Origin of the sequence: Halobacillus sp. B29 (genome assembly GCF_052246755.1) — a bacterium.
Taxonomy (GTDB): domain Bacteria; phylum Bacillota; class Bacilli; order Bacillales; family Halobacillaceae; genus Halobacillus; species Halobacillus halophilus.
Genome location: NZ_JBQQCM010000024.1, coordinates 1 through 21,083 on the forward strand (window position 1 = coordinate 1; position 21,083 = coordinate 21,083).

Below are 21,083 nucleotides of genomic sequence, written 5' to 3' on the forward strand. Positions count from 1 at the left end.
TGAAGCCCCCCTTGAGATGAGATTTCCCCTTACGCCAAGTAAGTAAGATCCCTCAGAGACGATGAGGTTGATAGGTCCGAGGTGGAAGCGTGGTGACACGTGGAGCTGACGGATACTAATGGATCGAAGACTTATCTATAATAAAAGGCGAAAGCGACTGGTCAGATCCGACTGGCTAAGTAAGATCGCTAAAGGGTGGTGTTCTTTCCACCCTGAAGAGAGATTGCTTAGAATAGCGAGGATCTAGGAGCTGTAGCTGGATTGATATGAAGTCGGAAGAGACGTTCGCTCGTCCGATGGTTGAATGATTGCCTTATCCAGTTTTGAGGGTTTACCTCAAACTGTATATGATGTGGTGGTGAAGGCGAAGAGGTCACACCTGTTCCCATGCCGAACACAGAAGTTAAGCTCTTCAGCGCCGATGGTAGTCGGGTCGATCCCCGTGAGAGTAGGACGCCGCCACATTGTATCAATTTTATAGTGAGAATATATTTTCCTGAACTTGGGAAAGATATAAGTATATTTCACACACTAACATATTTTTATGGGAACAAGATAATTAACTTCCCACACTATCGCGGGGTAGAGCAGTTCGGTAGCTCGTCGGGCTCATAACCCGGAGGTCGCAGGTTCAAATCCTGCCCCCGCAACCAATTAATATTGATGTACTACGTCGAACTTACTTCCTCGTTCATCAATAATGGTAGCACTGTAAGTGCAACCAAATTATTTCAACTAACGACTTTGATAAACTTCATGTAACGATGATTCATTTTTCAACTACTTTGCTTTAGTTGATTTTTTTAAATTTAATACATATATTTTTTTTACTGGTCCGGTAGTTCAGTTGGTTAGAATGCCTGCCTGTCACGCAGGAGGTCGCGGGTTCGAGTCCCGTCCGGACCGCCACTTTAAAATTAAATTTCCAACCTTAGGAATCATTCCTAAGGTTTTTATTATGGAATTTTTTATATAAGGTCTTCTATTGGTATAATAGTTAGAAGGAGTTATGCTACTTAGGAGGCAGAACATGGACGAATTTCAATTTATTCAATCAATCCAGCCTAGTTATTATCGTCAGTCTACGCTAATTAAAGGCGTGAGTGATGATGCTGCGGTTTTTAGACCGACAGACAAAGATGTGGTTACCGCTGTAGATACGATGGTGGAAGGGGTCCATTTTTCAAGAAAAACGATGGAACCTTATCATATCGGGTACCGCGTGCTGGCAGCCAACTTAAGTGATTTAGCTGCGATGGCCAGTTCTCCAGCTTTTTATTTGGTTTCAATAGTGATTCCGGAAGGGTGGAGCGACCGGGAACTAAAGGAACTCTACACCGGCATGCAGGATTTAGCTTCTCTTTATCAGATGGATTTGATTGGAGGAGACACTGTGTCCGGAAGTGAGTTGTGCATCTCGATTACCGTAATCGGTTATGTGGAGAAAGACAGAGCTAGATACAGATCGCAGGCGGAGCCAGGAGATGTTGTATTCGCGACAGGTACCCTGGGAGATTCAAGAGCCGGGTTGGAGATTCTTCTCAACGGTTCATCAGGTGAAGCTTCAGAGAATTTCTTTATTGAAAGACATAGGACGCCTCATCCACGAGTGTTCTTTGCGCTTGAGCTTGAGGCGATTCCAAGGATCGCTCTTAATGATATTAGTGATGGAGTGGCTAATGAAGCAAATGAAATAGTGGAAGCGTCTCGTGTTGATTTACACCTGGATATGGACAAGCTCCCTTTCAAATCCTCTATAAAAGATCTTTTTCCAGATACATATAAAGATTGGATCCTTTCCGGAGGAGAAGACTTTGAGCTGGTGGGAACGGTCGAGGAAACCATGTGGCCGAAAGTCCAGCAGGCAGCTCAAAAAACGGGAATAAAAGTAAGCCAGATTGGATCCGTTCAGGCTATGAAGGAAAAAGCTCCTCACGTATATTTACATGAAGGTGGAAAGAAGAACGTATTAACGAAGTCTGGGTACACACATTTAAAGACAAAGGGTGAGTAGATGACCGTATATCAATTGAAAAGTTCTTCTCCTGAGGAAACGATGGCTTTTGCTGAGAAGCTGGGTCATCGACTTCGTGAGGGAGATGTATTAACATTAGAAGGTGACTTAGGCGCGGGTAAAACAACTTTTACAAAGGGACTGGGTTTAGGCCTAGGCGTGAAGCGCACAATTAATAGTCCAACGTTTACTATTATGAAGGAATACATGGGGCGTCTGCCTTTTTATCATATGGATGTTTATCGCCTTGAAGATAGTGATGAAGATTTAGGATTTGAAGAGTTTTTTGAAGGGGACGGCGTATGTGTCGTAGAATGGGCGCATTACATTGAGGAATTTCTCCCTGAAGAGCGTCTGGATATAACAATTTCGTACGATAGCGAATCCAGCCGGACCATTTCTCTTAAAACTTCTTCGGCTCATTTTGACGAGGTTTGTAAGGAGATTATGAAATGAATATTTTATCAATTGACACTTCTAATTATGTAATGGGAGTAGCAGTCATAAAGAGCGGCACGGTAATAGGAGAATATACGACGAATATAAAAAAGAACCACTCGATCCGACTGATGCCCGCGATTGACCATCTAATGAAGGAAACCAATACACTGCCGGAAGAACTGGACCGAATTGCAGTAGCGCAAGGGCCAGGATCTTATACAGGCGTAAGGATTGGTTTAACAACGGCTAAGACGATGGCATGGGCACTGAATATACCGGTTGTAGGAGTTTCAAGCCTCGAAGCCGTAGCTGGACAAGGTTTATTTTTTGACGGGTATATATGTCCTTTTTTTGATGCCAGACGTGGGCGTGTGTACACTGGGCTTTACAATAATAGGATGAAGATTGTAAAGCCGGAGACAAACGTTTCGATGGAAGACTGGTTAAAAGAAGTACAAAGCCTTGATAAGCCGATTTTATTCTTGAGCCAGGATGTACACGTCTATGAAGAGATGGTCAAAGACACATTAGGAGACCAGGCTGTTATCCCGGAAGGCCCTTACCACTTTGCCAGGCCTTCGCTCATTGCTTTTGCAGCTCAAAGAAAAGAACCTGACAGCCTCCATGAACTGGTGCCTAATTATTTACGCCTGCCGGAAGCAGAAGCTAAATGGCTGGCTCAGCAGGAGAAGTAAGATGACCTCTATACGTGAAATGACTTTAGAGGATATAGATGAAGTAATGGAAGTGGAACGGGCTTCCTTTGCCGTTCCCTGGTCGGAAGGTACGTTTCGCCAGGAAGTAGAGGATAACCCGTACGCACATTATTATGTGTTTGAGAAAGATGATCATGTGGTGGGTTACTGCGGGCTTTGGCTCGTTATTGATGAAGCCCATGTTACGAATATCGCCATCCATCCAGAAGCACGCGGGAATAAATATGGGGAACAGTTATTCAAGCACACGTGTGACGAAGCAATCCAGCATGGAGCGATTCAGTTATCATTGGAAGTAAGAGTTTCGAATACGGCTGCGCAGCATATGTACCGGAAATTCGGGTTAGTCCCAGGAGGCATCCGGAAGAGGTACTATACAGATAATGGTGAAGATGCGCTAGTCATGTGGGTGGGATTAAAATGAGTCAAGATCAGTATATCTTAGCTATTGAAACGAGCTGTGATGAGACAGCTGTAGCCATAGTCAAAAACGAAAGAGAACTCGTCACGAACGTTGTAGCTTCTCAAATTGAAAGTCATAAACGTTTTGGCGGCGTAGTTCCTGAGATCGCGTCACGTCATCATATTGAGCAGATTACGATAATACTTGAGGAAGCTTTGAACGAAGCAGACCTTACGATAGATGATATGGATGCCATTACGGTCACAGAAGGGCCAGGATTAGTAGGCGCGCTGCTTGTAGGGGTAAATGCGGCTAAATCTATAGCATTTGCCAAGCATAAGCCTCTTGTCGGTGTACATCACATTGCCGGTCATATCTACGCCAATAGATTGGAGAAAGAATTCGAATTTCCATTACTTTCTCTCGTCGTTTCTGGAGGTCATACCGAGCTGATTCTTATGAGAGAGCATGGGTCCTATGAAATCATTGGAGAGACGCGTGACGATGCAGCAGGTGAAGCTTATGATAAGGTAGCTCGGACATTAAAGCTTCCTTATCCTGGAGGACCAGAAATTGACCGCCTCGCTGCAGAAGGGGAAGAATCGATTGATTTTCCGAGAGCGTGGCTTGAACAGGGGTCATATGACTTCAGCTTCAGCGGATTGAAATCAGCGGTGATCAATCGGCTTCATAATGCGGACCAAAAAGGCGAAACGCTAAGACCGGAGGATGTTGCTTCCAGCTTTCAGGCAAGCGTGGTAGACGTGTTATCCACAAAAGCTTACCGAGCCGCTGAAGAATACGGTGTAAAACAGCTGATTGTCGCTGGAGGGGTAGCTGCTAATAAGGGACTCCGCAAAGCTCTTGTTGATAAGTTTGAAGAATCTGAAACAGAGTTATTAATTCCTCCCATGCATTTGTGTACCGATAATGCTGCTATGATTGCTGCAGCGGGAGCCGTAGCCTATAATCAGGGACACCGCTCAGGTTGGGACTTGAACGCTAATCCAGGGCTTGATCTAGAGCAATACGGCAATCGGAAACATTCCGCTGAAAACTCTCCTTAAATATTTAAGGAGAGTTTTTTATGGGAAAAGATATCATGAGTTATACACAATTGTATATTTATACTGTTGATAAGTTAAAAGACTCCTATTAACAAAGATAAAGAAAACGGTATCAAAAATGTGGATAAAATTCCGTTTTTCTGTGGATAATGTGTATAAACCTGTTGAGAACTATTTAAAACGGTGCACAACTGTTGAAAAGTATGTGGATAAACTGTATTCAACCATACAGACCTATACAAGGGTGATATGGATAAAAATAGGCACCTCAGGTCATCCAGTTTCTGGATGACCTGAGGTGCCTTTCAAGGTGCCTTTCATTTCCTTACCATCTTGTTATTCGTGCAAGGATTCCCATTCTTCCATCAGCTTTTCCACACGCTGCTGAGTGTGTGTGCTGCTTTCTGTGAGTTCAAGGGAGCGCTCGTGGTCCTGGTATATCTCAGGGGCGCATAAGAGCTCTTCAATTTCTTCAAGCTTTGCTTCCAGTTCTTCGATTTCTTCTTCAATTTCAGCTATGCGACGGTTTTTCTTACGCTCTTCCCGTTTCACTGCTTTATCTTCCTGAAAGCTGTTTTTAGCCTGCGGTTCTTTAGATTGTGGTTCATTTTCCAGACGTTCGGCTTCTTCAATTTGCTGAAGCTCATACTCTTCCTGCTTTTTATTCACATAGTAATCATAGTCACCGAGAAACAACCGCGTTTCTTCCGGCAGCATTTCCACAACGTTTGTTGCGATTTTGTTAATAAAATAACGGTCGTGGGAAACGAACAGCAAAGTACCGGGATAATCAATAAGCGCTGCTTCCAGAACTTCTTTACTGTCCAAATCCAGGTGGTTGGTCGGCTCATCGAGTACAAGGAAGTTAGCTTCTAGCATCATCAGCTTTGCTAATGAAAGACGGGCTCTTTCTCCGCCGCTAAGGGCAGAGACGGGTTTAAGAACATCTTCGCCAGAAAATAGGAAATTTCCAAGTACGGTACGAATATCTTTTTCATTTTTAAAAGGATAATCATCCCAAAGTTCCTGCAGGACATTTTTCTTCGGATTAAGCTTGGTCTGTTCCTGATCGTAATAACCTATTTGAACATTGGTTCCAAGCTTCATATCTCCTTTAGCTGCTTTTAATTCGCCAAGGATCGTTTTAAGCAGGGTTGTTTTTCCGACACCATTTGGTCCGACAAGGGCCACTGAATCCCCACGGTTTAAGTCGAAAGAGACATTTTCAAAGACGTAAGAATCTTCATCATACTTGAAACCAAGTTCTCTTAGCTTCAGGACGTCATTTCCGCTTTTTTTAGAAACCTGGAAGCTGAATTTCGCCGACTGGTTGTCGTCTTTAGGTTTCTCAAGCTTGTCCATTTTCTCAAGCTGTTTCCGACGGCTTTGTGCTCGCTTACTGGTCGTTGCACGAACGATGTTCTTCTGAATGAAGTCTTCCATCCGCTTAATTTCTTCCTGCTGCTTTTCAAAGTGCTTCATTTCAATCTCAAAATCGGCTTCTTTTTTCTTCAAATAGTCGCTGTAGTTACCAGGGTATTTCTTAGAAGATTGAAAGGCAATTTCATAAACGGTATTTACGATCTTGTCGAGAAAATAGCGGTCGTGCGAGACGATGACAACCGCGCCCTTATACCCCTGTAAATATCCTTCCAGCCATGATAGCGTGTCGATGTCCAGGTGGTTGGTCGGCTCATCGAGAATTAGAACATCCGGACTGGTCAACAATAACTTACCAAGGGCTAAACGAGTTTTCTGGCCGCCGCTCAATGAAGTGATTGGTGTGTTCCAGTCAAAATTATGGAAGTTCAATCCATTCAGGACGGATTTAATTTCCGTTTCATACTGATAACCGCCCGCTGTTTTGAAATACTCCTGCTTCCGGTCATAGGTTGAGAGGAGCTGCTGATAGCGATCGGGATCATCCATAAGATCAGGGTCTGCCATATTGGCTTCCATAGATCGCAGTTCATCTTCCAGTTCCTTTAAATGAGAGAAAACCTTTTCCATTTCATTCCATATGGTTTCCTCGGACTGAAGGCCTGTATCCTGAGCCAAGTATCCAACGGTCGTTTCCTTCGGTTTAAAAATATCACCGGAATCATAGCTCATTTCACCGGCCATCATCTTCAGCAATGTCGATTTTCCTGTACCATTTCGACCGACAATTGCGATGCGATCATTCATTTGTACTTCCAATTTAATATTTGATAAAATCAATTCCGCTCCGAATCGTTTGGTTAATTGATTTAATTGCATGAGAATCATGTCGTTTCACCTCAATGAGATAAGTGTATCGTATCGGGGATTCTTCTAGCAAGATAATGCCCCTGAGTTTGTGAAATCTTTAACGTCTAGCCGTTGATTTTTTGTTAGAATAAGAGTAATGTAACTAACAGTAAGTTTGTGAATTTACTCGTAAAGGGGTAAGACCATGTCAGAGTTTACACATTTTAATGAACAGGGGCACGCCCGTATGGTGGATATCTCCAGTAAGGGAGAAACCATTCGGACTGCGGTGGCCTTCAGCTGTGTACAAGTCAACGAAGAAATTTATCATAAAATTATTAATCAGGAAATATCCAAAGGCGATGTGCTCGCGGTGGCGCAAGTAGCAGGGATTATGGCAGCGAAGAAAACATCAGATTGGATTCCCATGTGTCACCCATTGTCATTAAGCGGGGTCGACATATCATTCGACTGGGAAACAGGCCATTCTTATACATTACAGATTCAAGCGGCTGTGAAAACAAAGGGAAGTACAGGGGTAGAAATGGAAGCGTTAACTGCTGCTTCCTCTACAGCTTTGACTATTTATGATATGTGTAAATCTCTTGATAAAGGAATGGTTATCGGGCCGACCTATCTCATGGAGAAAACAGGCGGCAAAACCGGCGATTATCAGCGAGAGAGCCGGTAAAGGAGGCAGAGTCATGGATTTAGAAGAACATACTAAGATCCCACAAGCTACAGCAAAACGATTGCCGTTGTATTACCGCTTTTTAAATAATTTGCACGGCCAGGGAAAAATGCGTGTCTCATCGAAAGAGCTGAGTGAAGCGGTGAAAGTGGATTCCGCTACGATCCGTCGCGACTTTTCTTATTTTGGAGCCCTTGGGAAAAAAGGATATGGCTACAATGTAGAGTACTTATTATCATTTTTCCGAAAGACGCTCGATCAGGATGAAACGACAAAAGTTGCGCTAATTGGAGTAGGTAATTTAGGTACCGCATTCTTAAATTATAATTTCACAAAAAATAATAATACGAAAATAGAGATTGCCTTTGATGCCAGCCGCGAACGAGTTGGAAGTGAAGTCGGCGGTGTCCGCGTGGAGCATATTGATGATATGGAAGAGAAAATGGGGGACCTGGCTGTAGCCATTCTTACTGTTCCGGCGTCCGAGGCGCAGGGCATAGCGGACCGGCTCGTAGATGCAGGTGTCAGCGCGATTCTGAACTTCACACCGGCGCGGATCACCGTCCCGTCCCATGTTCGTGTCCACCATATTGACCTTGCTATCGAACTGCAGGCACTCGTTTATTTTCTAAAACACTATCCTCTGGATGAGGAAGAAGAATAATGGAGAAGAACAGTCCAATGATGATTGGGCTGTTTTTTTATGGGGCTAAGGATAAAGGGAAAGCTGACTAAAAAGAAAGGCTCAGAGTTCTTCACTCTGAGCCTCATCTACTTAATCAGTAGTTTTTTTCCATTGATTATCAATTAGCATCTTACCCGGCCACGTATAAGCCATTATACCGCCATCTACCGTAATGTCCTCCCCTGTAATATACGAACTTTCGTCTGAGGCCAAGAACAGCGCAACATTTGCGACTTCTTTAGGATCGCCTAAGCGCCCCATCGGAGTGACCCACTTGTTGGCTTCGCGGAATTCACGGCCCTGCTCCTGCTGTTTCGAACCGGCCAGTTCATCGATCAGTGGCGTTTCAATTGTTCCTGGCGCAATGGAATTCACACGAATGCCTTCCCGTGCATAATCGATCGCCATCGCCTTTGTAAAGTTCGTAATGCCGCCTTTAGCTGCGTTATATCCGGAGCGGTCCAGATCAGCCGCCCTTCCCGACATCGAAGACGTATTAATGATCGATCCGCTTCCTTTTTCCAGCATAAGAGGGAGTAAGTATTTACTTGTTAAGAAGGTACCGCGCAGATCGACTGCGATAATTTGGTCGAACAGTTCCACGGGATACTCGTGGACTTTTCCACCTTCTTCGTCGATTCCGGCATTATTGAATAAGACATCTATGGATCCGTACGTGTCTTTCACGTGTTGGGCTAAGCTTGTTACGCTTTCTTCATTCGATACATCTACATATACAAACTCGGCTTTTCCGCCGTTGTCTTTTACTTCGTTAACTGTATTTTGAACATCTTCTTTGTTCACATCTGCACAGACAACAGTTGCACCTTCTTCTGCAAAAAGCTTAACCGTAGCCTGGCCAATTCCTGTAGCAGCGCCTGTAACGACAGCTGTTTTCTTGTTTAGTCGTCCCATTGTTTGAGAACCTCCTTTAATCATTCTTCTACTGCATACCCCCCTTTTTTATAGCAAAAACTCTCCCTGTCTCTTTAAAACGCTTCCAATCGGTTGAAAATGTTTTTTTAATCACTGATGTGGAATAATCTAAAAGGATCTTTGAAACACTCGTGAAAAGAGATAAGCATACACGTGGAGAAACACGATCATCAGTGGTATAGTTGAAAAATAATTCGAGTTCCGAAGTAATCAAGAGAGGAGGCATCTGATGAGTAAACTACCTAAAAAATGGCTTGTGGTTGTATCGGTTCTTTTCGGTACATTCACCGTTATCCTAAATAATAGTATGTTAAATCCAATCCTGCCGAAGTTTATTGAGATCTTCGATTCCAATGCGGTGGCTGTGGGCTGGATCTTAACTATTTTCATGGTCTCTATGGGAATGACGATGCCGCTGACGGGTTATTTTGGAGACCGCTTTGGCAAGAAAAAAGTGTACGTCACAGGACTTGTCATCTTTATCGCAGGTTCTTTGTCCGGTTTTTTCTCAGAAACGTTAGCCATGGTCATCATCTCCCGGGCTATACAGGGAATGGCCGGCGGTTTAATGCTTCCCATTGCGATGGCGTTAATCTTTAATTCTTTCCCGAAACATGAACGCGGCCTTGCGGTCGGAGTATATGGGATCGCTGCAATGGTCGCCCCAGCCATCGGCCCGACGATCGGCGGCTTCTTAATCCAATACCTAGAATGGCCCTGGCTGTTCGCCTTTAATATCCCGTTCGGGTTAACAGGATTAATCCTATCTTCTAAATTTCTGGAACGGACAGAGACGCATCCCGAGAAGAAGTTCGATTTAATCGGGTTCCTGGTTATCACTTCAGGTATCGGTTCGATTTTGTTTGCCTTAGGGCGTGGAAGAACTGTAGAGAACTTATTCGACCCTTTAAACATCGCTTTAATCGTCGGGGGACTGATCGCCGTCGTTTTATTTGTGTTCTATGAAAACCGACAGGACGATCCATTACTGAACTTATCTGTTTTTAAAGTACCTACGTATTCGGTGTCCATCATCGTGACAAGCGCAGCTTCCATTGGGTTGTTTTCAGGAATATTCCTGCTGCCCTTACTCATTCAAAACGTTTATGGAATGAGTGCAGTCATGACCGGACTACTCTTCCTGCCGGCAGCGGCTGCGAGCGGTGTATTTATGTCTCTTGGCGGAAGGCTGCTCGATAAAAAAGGACCCAAGTACGTCGTGCCGCCGGGTCTTACGATTATGGCACTTGCGACGCTTGGATTAAGTTTTCTGCAGCTAGGTACGCCTTACTGGCTGATTCTTGCGTTGAACACAGTCCGAGGCATGGGGATGGGAATGAGCAATATGCCAGCGACGACTTCCGGTATGAACTCAATTCCGGAACCGCTTGTAGCACAGGGTTCCGCGATGAACAATATTATCCGTCAGATCTCCTCATCCTTAGGGATTGTCTTCTTTTCTATTTATTACGAAGTGAGGCGCGCGCAGGTATCGGCAGCACCTGGTACCGATATGCAGGCGGCCACCTTGCAGACACTGAATGAAGCTTTTCTCGTATCTGCGATCGTGCTGCTGATTGCCCTGCCATTTTCCTTTATCTTAAAAGGGGTGCAGGACGATAAAAATACAGATCAGCAGGAAAAAGAAGCCTAATAAAAAAACGCAGGGAAGACGATGATGTCTTATCCCTGCGTTTTTTGATTCCAATCTTTTCGTAAGAGCCCGTACAGAAGCATATCATAGGCCTGACCATCCCGAAGAATAAACTCCCGGTGCGAACCCTCGTGTACGAAGCCGAGCTTTTCATATAAGCGGCGGGCCGCGGTATTGTATTCAAAAACGGTAAGCTGCAGTCTGTGTAAATTAAGCTCGTGGAAGGCAAACTGGATTAAAAGCTCCATGGCCTCTGATCCATAGCCCTTACCGTACATATCCGGGTCACCGATTCCAATCGTGAGCCAGGCATTCTGCTGAGTCCAGAGAATACCATCAAGCTCCACAAACCCGATAAACTGGTCAGCTTCCTTAATCGCAAAGAGGAAATGGCTGTCGTGCTCGTGAGCTTCATCCCGCCACTTTCGCAAGTCTTCCGCTCGTTTCGGCTTTGCGGGAAGGGCATCCAGATGCCTTGCGTAATCGGTTTTATTGTACCATTTGGTCATGTGATCAATATCATGGTCGTCGAGAAGCGTCAGCCTGACGCGTTCGCCGGTGAGTAAAGGTTCCATCGCCATTCCCTCCTTAGATTTCGTCATTTTTTATTCGACTGGTTCATACGGAAATGAAGATTATACAAACGGATTGCTACAATAATATTTACTGTGGCGACACCCGATAAGACAATCGTGGTAGCATTCCAAATCGTTTCCACTGCGGCCTGGGACGCGAGAAACATAAATGCGATTCCCACACCGAAGTAGAGGACAGCCATAAGCAGTGGTGAAGTCCTCATATTATAAAAATCCTCCAATAAAGATGGTTTCCAATTGTTCCTGCATTCGCCGGATATCTTCCTCATCCACAAAGTATTGTGTAATGACAACAAACGAGTTCATGGCCATATGAGCAATGATCGGGGTAATAATTCGTTTTGTTTTCACATATAGGAAGGCGAATACGACCCCCATGGAGAAGTAAACAAGCATGTGCTTAAAATCAAAGTGGAAGGCACCGAATACCAGCGCAGAGACTAAGACTGCAAGCAGGAAATTCGTCCGCTTATAGATCGTACCGAAAATCACCTTCCGGAAAATGATTTCTTCAGTAATCGGAGCGAATAATACCGGCAGCAGAATGAACAATGGAGATTCACGGGCAATCTCCATGAGCCCCATCGTATTTTCTGAGCCAGGCGCAATCCCGAATAATTCTCTTTCAATAATAGCGGCTGTACCCTGGGCCAGTAAGGCTAAGAAGACCCCGAGGATGGACCACAGGACGATACCACCCGGTCCTGCCTTATCTTCCCGCATCGCAGTTTCTTTAATATCCGGTTTAAGCAGAACGATGATAATGATCGTTGCAGCTAAAAAGCTGAGCACGGACCAGATCGCAATCGCGTCATAATTGCTGACGCCAAACAGTTTGACGATCGGTACGCCAATTAAGGCAGAGAGCTGAGCAGCGACGTAAGTTAAAATAATATACCAATAGCGATTTGGCATAGGTGAACGACTCCTTTTATCTATATATATGATGAAAGTTCATGCATGCGATATTCAACACAGCTTACGCCTCAAAAATATCTCACAATTCATACTTTATGTATTTTATCATAGTTTCAAAACCATCCCTAAGGATAAAGGGTTATCGTACATAATTTGTCGAAAAAAGATGTGAAAATTTTCTAGGTTTTCTACTTGAAAAATGAAAGTGAATTGATTATGATAAGAATTGTGTTAGCACTCATGTATCACGAGTGCTAATAAACGACAAAAATTGAATTCAACCTTATCAAGGAGGGTGTCCTAATTGTTAAAGCCACTTGGTGATCGTATTGTTATTGAACTAATCGAAGAAGAACAGACTACTGCGAGCGGTATCGTACTTCCAGATTCTGCGAAGGAAAAGCCGCAAGAAGGTAAAGTCATTGCTGTCGGTACAGGCCGCATCACGGATAACGGAGAGAAAATTGCTCTTGAAGTCGCACAAGGCGACCGTGTAATTTACTCGAAGTTTGCCGGTACAGAAGTGAAGTATGAAGGCAATGAATACTTGATTCTGCGCGAATCAGATGTACTAGCTGTTATTCAATAAGTACAACCATCTCATACTTATAGATGAAGAATCGGTACGATTTTAATAAGGAGGGCATTTTTAATGGCTAAAGAAATTAAGTTTAGTGAAGACGCACGCCGTGCGATGCTTCGCGGAGTAGATACATTAGCTGATGCTGTAAAAGTAACACTGGGACCAAAAGGACGTAACGTCGTTCTAGATAAGAAATTCGGTTCTCCACTCATTACAAACGATGGTGTAACCATTGCTAAAGAAATCGAACTTCAGGATCACTTCGAAAACATGGGCGCTCAGCTTGTGTCCGAAGTAGCTTCCAAAACAAACGATGTTGCCGGTGACGGTACAACAACTGCAACCGTACTAGCGCAAGCGATGATCCGTGAAGGTCTGAAAAACGTAACATCCGGTGCGAACCCAGTAGGCATTCGCCGCGGAATTGAAAAAGCAACCGAAGTCGCTACTCAAGAACTTCGCAAAATCTCTAAGCCAATCGAAGGCCGCGAGTCCATTTCTCAGGTAGCTTCCATCTCTGCTTCCGATAACGAAGTAGGCCAGCTGATTGCTGAAGCGATGGAGCGCGTAGGAAACGATGGCGTTATTACAATTGAAGAATCAAAAGGGTTCAATACAGAACTAGAAGTGGTTGAAGGTATGCAGTTCGACCGCGGCTATGCTTCTCCATACATGGTTACAGACCAGGATAAAATGGAAGCGGTTCTTGAAGATCCTTACATTTTAATTACTGATAAGAAAATTAACAACATCCAGGAAGTCCTTCCTGTACTTGAGCAAGTGGTACAGCAGTCCAAGCCGTTGCTACTGATCTCTGAAGACGTAGAAGGCGAAGCACTTGCTACACTTGTTGTGAACAAACTGCGCGGTACATTCAACGCTGTATCCGTTAAAGCACCTGGATTCGGTGATCGTCGTAAAGCTATGCTTGAAGACATCGCAACTCTGACAGGTGGTCAAGTGATCACAGAAGACCTTGGTCTTGAACTGAAGAATACAACCATTGATCAGCTTGGACGTGCGTCTAAAGCGGTCATCACGAAAGAAAATACAACCATCGTTGAAGGGAACGGAGATCCACAGCAAATCGCTTCCCGCGTAGCTCAAGTCCGTGCCCAGTCAGAAGAATCTACTTCTGAATTCGATAAAGAAAAACTACAAGAGCGTCTTGCGAAACTAGCAGGCGGCGTAGCTGTTATTAAAGTTGGCGCAGCTACTGAAACAGAATTGAAAGAGCGTAAACTTCGCATCGAAGACGCCCTGAACTCTACGCGAGCAGCTGTAGAAGAAGGAATCGTTGCTGGTGGTGGTACAGCTCTAGTAAATATCATCAACTCTGTTGAAGGTCTTGGCTTAGTTGACGATGAAGCAACTGGCGCAAGCATTGTACTTCGTGCCCTTGAAGAGCCTGTACGTCAAATCGTACACAACGCAGGTCTTGAAGGATCCATCATCGTGGAGCGTCTGAAAGGCGAAGAAGTCGGCGTAGGATTCGATGCAGCTACCGGCCAGTGGGTTAACATGGTTGAAAAAGGTATCGTAGACCCTACGAAAGTAACGCGTTCTGCACTTCAAAACGCAGCTTCCGTAGCCGCTATGTTCTTGACTACTGAAGCCGTAGTTGCTGATAAGCCAGGCGAAGATGACAACGCTGGTGGCGGCATGCCTGACATGGGTGGCATGGGCGGAATGGGCGGCATGATGTAATCTCGCCCAAAACCCTTTTGTGAAAGGGTTTATAGCCTAAGGAAATCCTGAATTGACATACCTTCTGTCATTCAAAAGGCTTAAATTCTATATTATAGTTAGCCTCTCATTAGTTCTCAGAACTTTTGAGAGGCTTTTTTCTTTTTCAATTAGAGTAAAATCAGTTTATTCAAAATGGGGAAAATTATATAAGCAGTGATATGTAATAGGTTGTAAAGGTTTAGAAAAGGGTGGGGGTACTTCATCGTCTCCATGAAAATAGAAATTGTGTTCATTCGACCGCTCTGCATCTCTATTCGGAATACCTTGACCGCTCGTTTCGTACAAAACGGAAGCAGAGTTCACACCTTTGATGGGCTCTTCTATGGGAGGAGCTAATACGTACCACCTAGGCTTCAGAAAGCCAGATGTCTTTCAAATGATCGGCGTCCCTTATTCAAGTGAGTCAGGTAAGACAAATAGTGGATCATTCAAAGCAAATTAGTTACGAACCGAATACAGCTTATGTATTACGAAGATAAAGAAGCTGAGCCCACTGAAAGAGATTGGTCGAAGTAAAGACGGAGAGGATTTATTTTTTCCAATGGAGTCCGTTATAATAACTTTACAATATTGCTGGTGATATCGTTTCGGGTGAATTCTCTCAAGGAACAGTCAAACCTCTATTAACAAGACCTTTTAGCCGAATTAATATTTAAGGCTAAATATGCAACTGTTCTATTATCGGTGGGTTATGTGATAAGTTTTCATTTTTTACTATCGATTTGTTTTGGACTTTTATTTTTTTATTCAACTCTACTGGATATTAGTGATGGAGTCCCATTAAAGATCTTATTAAAATATCTCTTTGGTTCAATCGGAGTGATAGTCTATGCGACCTTTACTATGATGCTCTCCATAATAACTAGAAGCACACTATTTTCTGTCTCTTTTTCAGTGTTTTTTCTCTTGGCTATTAAACTATTTTTAGTAGGTATGAGTGAATTCAAAGTCGTTCCATTTAAATATTTATTATTTGCCAACACGAATCTATCCCAGTACTTCTTTGGTGGTCAATTATTCTCAGGAATGACTATTCCCTTTTCAATTCTCAATATCCTTATTCACATGATTCTCTTTATCGTTGTATCAGGCTTATTTTTTGTAAGAAAGGATGTATAAAAGTAGGGGGTTAATTGAAGTTGGGTATGTAACTCTTATTAAAAATTTCATTATATGGAATTGGGGGATTGAGAAGTGAAAAAAGTAGTAAAGGTAGTAGCTGTAATTATAGGAATTTTAACTTTGTTTATATTTTTAAACAACAGTTCTTACCTCACAAAAGAACGTACAGGAGATCCTGTTCTTTTAGCTCATGTAGGTATGGCACAGACTTATCCAATGGATAACATTGAAAATGACACATGTACGGCTGAAAGAATATACGAACCAGATCATCCATACATCGGAAACACTATACCTTCCATGGAGGCAGCTTTCAGAGAGGGGGCAGACATTGTAGAGTTTGATATCCACCCTACAACAGATGGTAAGTTTGCCATTTTCCATGATTGGACATTGGATTGTAGAACCAACGGCCACGGTGTAACAAGAAACCATACCTTAGAAGAACTAAAAAAGTTAGATGTGGGGTATGGATACACGGCTGATGGTGGTAAAACTTATCCATTTCGAGGAAAGGGAGTAGGGATGATGCCCTCACTGGATGAGGTGCTAACTCATTTTCCAGACAAAACCTTCCTTATCAATATCAAGAGTAATGACCAGGAAGAAGGTGAGCAACTAGCTAATTATCTTTCAACGTATCCAAAAAAACGATTAGATCAACTCTCTGTTTATGGAGGCAATGCTCCTATCCATGTGTTGAAAGAAGAACTGCCTAGTTTGCGGGTTATGTCTATGGAAACATTGAAAAGTTGTTTGATTTCTTATGAGTCTATAGGTTGGACAGGTTATATCCCATCTACTTGTAAAAATACTCAACTTCACATCCCGGAAAAATATGCTCCATGGTTATGGGGGTATCCAGCTAAATTCTTGAACAGAATGGAGTCGGTAAATACTAAGGTAGTCCTTGTTGCAGGTGATGGGGGTTGGTCTGAAGGTTTTGATAATAAGAAGGACTTTAAGCGCGTTCCCAAAAATTATGACGGTATATTATGGACAAACCGAGTTGATCGTATTGCAGAGATTGTTAAGGAATGAATGTAACAGGGATATACTTTAAAACTGAGGGTATCTTTACTTTTTGTAATGTTTTAGGGGGAATGAGTGTGAAGACCTACCAACTGAAGGTTCAAGATATAAATCCCGCAATGCTTGATTCTTTTGAAAGGTATCAAAAAACCGACAGTGTATTAGTGGAGTGCAATGGAGGGTTTTATGAAAAATGTGATCGTTTTGAAGATAACTGGTCTATCAACCACAAAAGAGATATTGTGAGACATTTTTCTCAAGTGATTGCAAACGGTGGTTCAGTTCTATTGGTCGAGGATAATAACGAAATTATAGGTTTCGCAGTAATTGAATCAGTAGAGTTTGGAGAAACAGCTGTTTATCGTGAGTTATCTTATTTCCACATCAATCAAAAACACCGCGGGAAAGGGATCGGAAAGGAGCTTTTTGCAAAGGTCAGGGAAGTCGCTAAGGAAATGGGGGCCGAGAAGCTTTACATTGGTGCTCATCCCTCCATAGAAACTCAAAATTTCTATATGAAAAGAGGGTGTATTCTTGCTGAAGAAATTAACCAGGAAATTTATAGAAGAGAACCAAGGGATTTGCAGCTCGAGATAAAGTTATAAGAAAATTATTTTAAAAGTTATTTAATAATAACTTTTAAAATAATTTTGTAGGAGGATGAAAAATGGAACTAGGGGCAATTTCAATAAGTTTAAGTGTAAAGGATATTTATGTTTCAAAATCATTTTACGAAAAATTAGGATGTAATAACGCTCAAACCACTTATGTAATAGGGTTTTTTCCGCATTACAAATAAGTTTTGACTAGATTTTTCTATAAAAAGTTTGAAACACACAAAAAAGTCTCTGGAAACTCTTCAAGTAATGTATAAATAGTTAGTAATTAAAGGACTACTTCCTAAATAAAGGAGATAGTCCTTTTTTGCTTTTAAAATTTGCATTTCAGGTTTTTTAGAAGACCGTAAATTCTAGCCTTGTAAAAACATTGCTAAGAGAGTGACAAAACTATGGTAATAATGTTGGAGCGATAAATACAAAATTACAACGAATCAGGGCACCCCATATGAGAGCTAATATTTCGTGGGGATTTATAAAACTATCTAAGTAACAAATCCTTTTCGTAGAATGGTTAATACATTCAAGAAACCTAGGTGTGGGAAGGGACTAATGCACACCTCTTTTCCTGATAGTTCTTTTATTAGTTTTTGTTCAAAGTAAAGAATGTATAACTTTTGACAATGCTACATCCCTTGAGGATGTGGTATTGTACTTGTATGGAGACGAATAATTTACGATGAATTTTCTTTGATGAACATCAACATTGGGAATCCTTTAAGAACAAATATGAAGCTAAGATCCGGTCAGTCGTGCAAAAGAAAGTGGAGAAGTTTCGAGATTGTGGAAATTTTAAAAGGGTATTAGGCTTTTAGTATATGAATAGATACACTAAACATACTGTAATACGAATTGAGGTGACCGAGTGGAGCGTACAGAGGACTTAATTGAGTTATGTTTATTAATGGGGAAGATCATGCAACAAAATGGAGCGGAAACCTATCGTGTGGAAGATACGATGACGCGGATTGCCCAATCTTTTGGACGGGATGAAGCACAAAGTTATGTAACACCTACTGGGATTATGTTTACGATTAGCCCTGGGGCCCCTGCAAAACTAGTAAGAGTTTCAGCACGAGAGACAAATCTAGAAAAAGTAAAGCTCGCGAATAACGTCTCTAGAAAAATTACAAATGGAGACATGTCTACTCACGTAGCGTATAAAGAGCTTAGAAAAATTGAAACCAGTCCTACAGATTATACTATACTCATGCAGATCATCGCTGCCACGTTAGCGAGTGGTTTCTTTACTCTCATGTTTCAGGGAAGTTGGTACGATTTCCTGCCAGCCTGCATAGCAGGAGGGCTGGGATTTATTGCATTAATGAACTTTATTCGATTATTTGAAATTAAATTTGTTGCTGAATTCGTTGCTTCGTTGTTGATTGGTTTTACAGCCTTTTCCCTTTTTTCATTAGGTATTGGGAAGGAAGTTGATAAGGTAGTTGTTGGTTCTATCATGCCCTTGGTCCCTGGCCTGCTCATCACCAACGCTGTAAGGGATTTGATGGCAGGTCATCTTATCTCAGGACTCGCCAAGGGGGCGGAGGCTTTTTTAACGGCTTTTGCAATTGGGGCAGGTATTGCTGTTATGTTTGCACTATTTTAGAGATCGTGAGGAATGACTATGTGGATTGAATATGCCATAGCAAGCTTTTTTGCATCAGCTGCCTTTGGAATCATCTATCAGGCGCCAAGAAATACGCTCGTCAAATGTGGTCTCGTCGGCATGGTTGGTTGGATGATTTACGCATTCTTAGTATGGAAAGAAGTCGATAGTGTCCCGGCTACACTCATCGCCTCCTTTGTTATTGCCCTGGTCAGCCAGGCGCTGGCAAGGAGATTCAAAACGCCTATGATTATATTTAGCGTACCAGGGATTATTCCTCTCGTACCAGGAAGTCTCGCTTATGACGCGATGCGGAACTTTGTACAAAATGACTACAGCGCCGCTATCTCTATTGCAGCGAAAGCTTTTATGATATCCGGTGCCATTGCATTTGGGCTCGTGTTCTCGGAAGTGCTTAACCAGATTATAAAAAAGATGAGGCAAACAAAAGCGCAATTGAGGTAATTGGTGAGCCTCACTTGCGCTAGGTTTTGTAGGTCTTATTATTGTCCTATTAAATAGCTGAGTGAATGGGCGGCATGAAGTAAGCTGTCCTCAACCCCTTTGCTACGCAAGGATTAGAAACCCTTTAAGTGAATAGTGACTGGATTAATTTAAATTTAGTCTAAATCCTAAAAGCCTCTCATTAGTTCCGTGGAACTTTGCAAGGCTTTTCTTATTATTATGATTTTTAAATGGTTAAAAGATGTAAGGCCTAGAACAGTATTTTAAGAACAATTACTCGGAAACCAAATAGTATTTATAGGGTTGTTTAGAGAGTTATATCATATAAGATTTAATGTATTTGGTAACAAGAGATCCATTAGTTAACTAGAATAGATGTTATAATATGTAAAAGTAAGTAGTAAGATTACACTCTTTTTTCGTAAGGTTATGTTTAAACTAGAGAACGATATCTATAAAGGAGTTGGACAAAATACGTAAATTCCATACCTCTAAAATATCAAAATTAGACACATCAAATAGTGTACCAATAAATCACATTGATAAGTGTATTAACTCCCTCTGTTATGTGTCCTAATAAAAGAAATATTTATATTAGTAGTGAATTCAGATAAGATTCACGTATTTCTCAAACTGAAGTAAAATAATTCAGGGGTGATTATGATGTGTTTGGACAGCGATGCAATTGAACAAGAGGCTAAAGGCTTCTTTATAGAAATCAAGGAAAATTCAATTTATAAACCGATAAAGTTAATTTTGGCTGACGGAACGTCTATACTTGTCCAGAATAATCGATAATGGAAAACTTTACTCAATAAAATCAAATTTGGATGGTTTACGCTTTGCAAAAGGCGAAATAAATTATTATGAATATTTATGGTATTGTAAAAAGGAAATCGGGATCGTAATAATCATACTGCTTATGTCATTCGGTGTTTTTATTTCACTAGGGTGGATTTTAGTGAAATATTTATTTTAGAAAACCACCATTTACTATTTGTATAATCCATATAGAATTACAAGTTCATTTTCACACGTAAATATGGCCTCCCTCTTTCCACACCCACTTCCAGTGTTTTCCCATAAGCTTTTTTAAGAAGGCTCTCTCCATTCATCACGAATCATGTGGTCCATAAGGTCAAACAAACTGCGAGATTCGGTCATATCGTTGTTTAATTTTTTCTGATTGTTTTTTGTCCATATGAAATCACCCGTTTAATAATAAATTAGATTACATCTCTTCCTTGATTCCTTTTTCGTACAAGCGCCCATTTGGTGGGATAGCTAGTAAGGAAACCAAGGATCATAGCAATTTACATCATGAACTAATAAATAATTTCATTAGGTTTAGGTGGTTCGATAAATAATACGCAGTGGTCGATAGCATCCAACCAAACATTCCTATTTCAAAAGCAATTAAAGAAAGTGAATCTGCTTTACGGGCGGCATGGTTTGATATCGCCCATTCCCTTGGTATTATAGGTTTGATAGTCTTCAAAATTGAATGGACAATAATATAAAAGCTGGCCAACCATCCAACTAATGGATGATAGACC

General features: G+C 42.0%; 22 protein-coding genes, 2 tRNA genes and 2 rRNA genes. 21 read left to right on the plus strand and 5 right to left on the minus strand.

Annotated elements, in window-relative coordinates; translation table 11 throughout:
* The 9 genes from ACTWP7_RS19855 to tsaD form a co-directional block, all read left to right on the plus strand.
* Positions 1-139: ribosomal RNA gene (locus tag ACTWP7_RS19855) — 23S ribosomal RNA — on the plus strand; the annotation flags it as partial.
* 212 nt (positions 140-351) lie between these two features.
* Positions 352-465 (plus strand): 5S ribosomal RNA (rrf, locus tag ACTWP7_RS19860).
* A 111-nt stretch (positions 466-576) separates the two neighbouring features.
* A tRNA-Met gene (locus tag ACTWP7_RS19865) sits at positions 577-653 on the plus strand.
* 179 nt (positions 654-832) lie between these two features.
* Positions 833-909: transfer RNA gene (locus tag ACTWP7_RS19870), tRNA-Asp, on the plus strand.
* A gap of 121 nt (positions 910-1,030) precedes the next feature.
* The gene (thiL, locus tag ACTWP7_RS19875) at positions 1,031-2,014 is read left to right on the plus strand and encodes a thiamine-phosphate kinase (RefSeq protein WP_443124667.1); all 984 of its coding nucleotides are present in this window, start codon (positions 1,031-1,033) and stop codon (positions 2,012-2,014) included.
* Entirely contained in the window at positions 2,015-2,470 is a 456-nt protein-coding gene (gene tsaE, locus ACTWP7_RS19880) for a tRNA (adenosine(37)-N6)-threonylcarbamoyltransferase complex ATPase subunit type 1 TsaE (RefSeq protein ID WP_443124668.1), read from the plus strand.
* Positions 2,467-3,150, plus strand: a complete 684-nt coding sequence (gene tsaB, locus ACTWP7_RS19885; protein ID WP_443124669.1) for a tRNA (adenosine(37)-N6)-threonylcarbamoyltransferase complex dimerization subunit type 1 TsaB — start codon at positions 2,467-2,469, stop codon at positions 3,148-3,150. Before tsaE ends, tsaB begins: the two co-directional genes overlap by 4 nt.
* Position 3,151: 1 nt before the next feature.
* Positions 3,152-3,595 carry a ribosomal protein S18-alanine N-acetyltransferase gene (gene rimI / locus ACTWP7_RS19890; protein ID WP_224895101.1) on the plus strand — a complete coding sequence of 148 codons (444 nt, stop codon included), beginning with the start codon at positions 3,152-3,154 and terminating at the stop codon, positions 3,593-3,595.
* On the plus strand, positions 3,592-4,641 hold the full coding sequence (gene tsaD / locus ACTWP7_RS19895) for a tRNA (adenosine(37)-N6)-threonylcarbamoyltransferase complex transferase subunit TsaD (protein WP_443124670.1): 1,050 nt from the start codon (positions 3,592-3,594) through the stop codon (positions 4,639-4,641). Before rimI ends, tsaD begins: the two co-directional genes overlap by 4 nt.
* 336 nt (positions 4,642-4,977) lie before the next feature.
* Here the strand turns inward: tsaD and ACTWP7_RS19900 are convergent, their stop codons facing one another.
* Positions 4,978-6,909 carry an ABC-F family ATP-binding cassette domain-containing protein gene (locus ACTWP7_RS19900; RefSeq protein WP_443124671.1) on the minus strand — a complete coding sequence of 644 codons (1,932 nt, stop codon included), beginning with the start codon at positions 6,907-6,909 and terminating at the stop codon, positions 4,978-4,980.
* 166 nt (positions 6,910-7,075) lie between these two features.
* On the opposite strand from ACTWP7_RS19900, the gene moaC reads away from it, so the two are divergent.
* On the plus strand, positions 7,076-7,561 hold the full coding sequence (moaC, locus tag ACTWP7_RS19905; RefSeq protein ID WP_443124672.1) for a cyclic pyranopterin monophosphate synthase MoaC: 486 nt from the start codon (positions 7,076-7,078) through the stop codon (positions 7,559-7,561).
* Positions 7,562-7,574: 13 nt separating this feature from the next.
* A complete protein-coding gene (locus ACTWP7_RS19910; protein ID WP_443124673.1) occupies positions 7,575-8,225 on the plus strand; it encodes a redox-sensing transcriptional repressor Rex in 651 nt (216 codons plus the stop codon).
* A gap of 111 nt (positions 8,226-8,336) precedes the next feature.
* On the opposite strand, the gene ACTWP7_RS19915 is transcribed toward ACTWP7_RS19910, so the two are convergent.
* Complete coding sequence (locus ACTWP7_RS19915; RefSeq protein WP_443124674.1) at positions 8,337-9,161, minus strand: SDR family oxidoreductase; 825 nt, start codon at positions 9,159-9,161, stop codon at positions 8,337-8,339.
* Positions 9,162-9,411: 250 nt separating this feature from the next.
* Here ACTWP7_RS19915 and ACTWP7_RS19920 point away from each other — a divergent pair, with 250 nt between their 5' ends.
* Positions 9,412-10,836 (plus strand): MDR family MFS transporter, encoded by a 1,425-nt coding sequence (locus ACTWP7_RS19920; RefSeq protein ID WP_443124675.1) that lies wholly within the window; start codon positions 9,412-9,414, stop codon positions 10,834-10,836.
* A 29-nt stretch (positions 10,837-10,865) separates the two neighbouring features.
* Here the strand turns inward: ACTWP7_RS19920 and ACTWP7_RS19925 are convergent, their stop codons facing one another.
* The 3 genes from ACTWP7_RS19925 to ACTWP7_RS19935 are packed head-to-tail and all read right to left on the minus strand — an operon-like array spanning position 10,866 to position 12,347.
* Entirely contained in the window at positions 10,866-11,411 is a 546-nt protein-coding gene (locus ACTWP7_RS19925; RefSeq protein WP_443124676.1) for a GNAT family N-acetyltransferase, read from the minus strand.
* A 23-nt stretch (positions 11,412-11,434) separates the two neighbouring features.
* Positions 11,435-11,635 (minus strand): YdiK family protein, encoded by a 201-nt coding sequence (locus ACTWP7_RS19930; protein ID WP_443124677.1) that lies wholly within the window; start codon positions 11,633-11,635, stop codon positions 11,435-11,437.
* Between the two features lies 1 nt (position 11,636).
* Positions 11,637-12,347 (minus strand): lysostaphin resistance A-like protein, encoded by a 711-nt coding sequence (locus ACTWP7_RS19935; RefSeq protein ID WP_443124678.1) that lies wholly within the window; start codon positions 12,345-12,347, stop codon positions 11,637-11,639.
* Between the two features lie 307 nt (positions 12,348-12,654).
* Between ACTWP7_RS19935 and groES the strand changes: the two genes are divergently transcribed.
* The 9 genes from groES (at position 12,655) to ACTWP7_RS19980 (ending at position 20,325) form a co-directional block, all read left to right on the plus strand.
* Positions 12,655-12,939, plus strand: coding sequence for a co-chaperone GroES (gene groES / locus ACTWP7_RS19940; RefSeq protein ID WP_014641699.1), 285 nt, complete (start codon positions 12,655-12,657; stop codon positions 12,937-12,939).
* 63 nt (positions 12,940-13,002) lie between these two features.
* Positions 13,003-14,640 (plus strand): chaperonin GroEL, encoded by a 1,638-nt coding sequence (gene groL, locus ACTWP7_RS19945; protein WP_443124679.1) that lies wholly within the window; start codon positions 13,003-13,005, stop codon positions 14,638-14,640.
* 936 nt (positions 14,641-15,576) lie between these two features.
* Positions 15,577-15,801, plus strand: a complete 225-nt coding sequence (locus tag ACTWP7_RS19950) for a hypothetical protein (protein ID WP_443124680.1) — start codon at positions 15,577-15,579, stop codon at positions 15,799-15,801.
* A gap of 75 nt (positions 15,802-15,876) precedes the next feature.
* Positions 15,877-16,845: a glycerophosphodiester phosphodiesterase family protein gene (locus ACTWP7_RS19955; RefSeq protein WP_443124681.1), complete on the plus strand. Its 969-nt coding sequence runs from the start codon at positions 15,877-15,879 to the stop codon at positions 16,843-16,845.
* Positions 16,846-16,913: 68 nt separating this feature from the next.
* Positions 16,914-17,441 carry a GNAT family N-acetyltransferase gene (locus ACTWP7_RS19960; protein ID WP_443124682.1) on the plus strand — a complete coding sequence of 176 codons (528 nt, stop codon included), beginning with the start codon at positions 16,914-16,916 and terminating at the stop codon, positions 17,439-17,441.
* A gap of 62 nt (positions 17,442-17,503) precedes the next feature.
* Positions 17,504-17,635, plus strand: coding sequence for a hypothetical protein (locus ACTWP7_RS19965; protein ID WP_443124683.1), 132 nt, complete (start codon positions 17,504-17,506; stop codon positions 17,633-17,635).
* Positions 17,636-18,357: 722 nt separating this feature from the next.
* Positions 18,358-19,062: a threonine/serine exporter family protein gene (locus ACTWP7_RS19970; RefSeq protein WP_051005617.1), complete on the plus strand. Its 705-nt coding sequence runs from the start codon at positions 18,358-18,360 to the stop codon at positions 19,060-19,062.
* An 18-nt stretch (positions 19,063-19,080) separates the two neighbouring features.
* Positions 19,081-19,527, plus strand: a complete 447-nt coding sequence (locus tag ACTWP7_RS19975; RefSeq protein WP_014641702.1) for a threonine/serine exporter family protein — start codon at positions 19,081-19,083, stop codon at positions 19,525-19,527.
* Positions 19,528-20,190: 663 nt separating this feature from the next.
* Positions 20,191-20,325 (plus strand): hypothetical protein, encoded by a 135-nt coding sequence (locus ACTWP7_RS19980; protein WP_443124684.1) that lies wholly within the window; start codon positions 20,191-20,193, stop codon positions 20,323-20,325.
* The last annotated feature ends 758 nt before the right edge of the window (positions 20,326-21,083 follow it).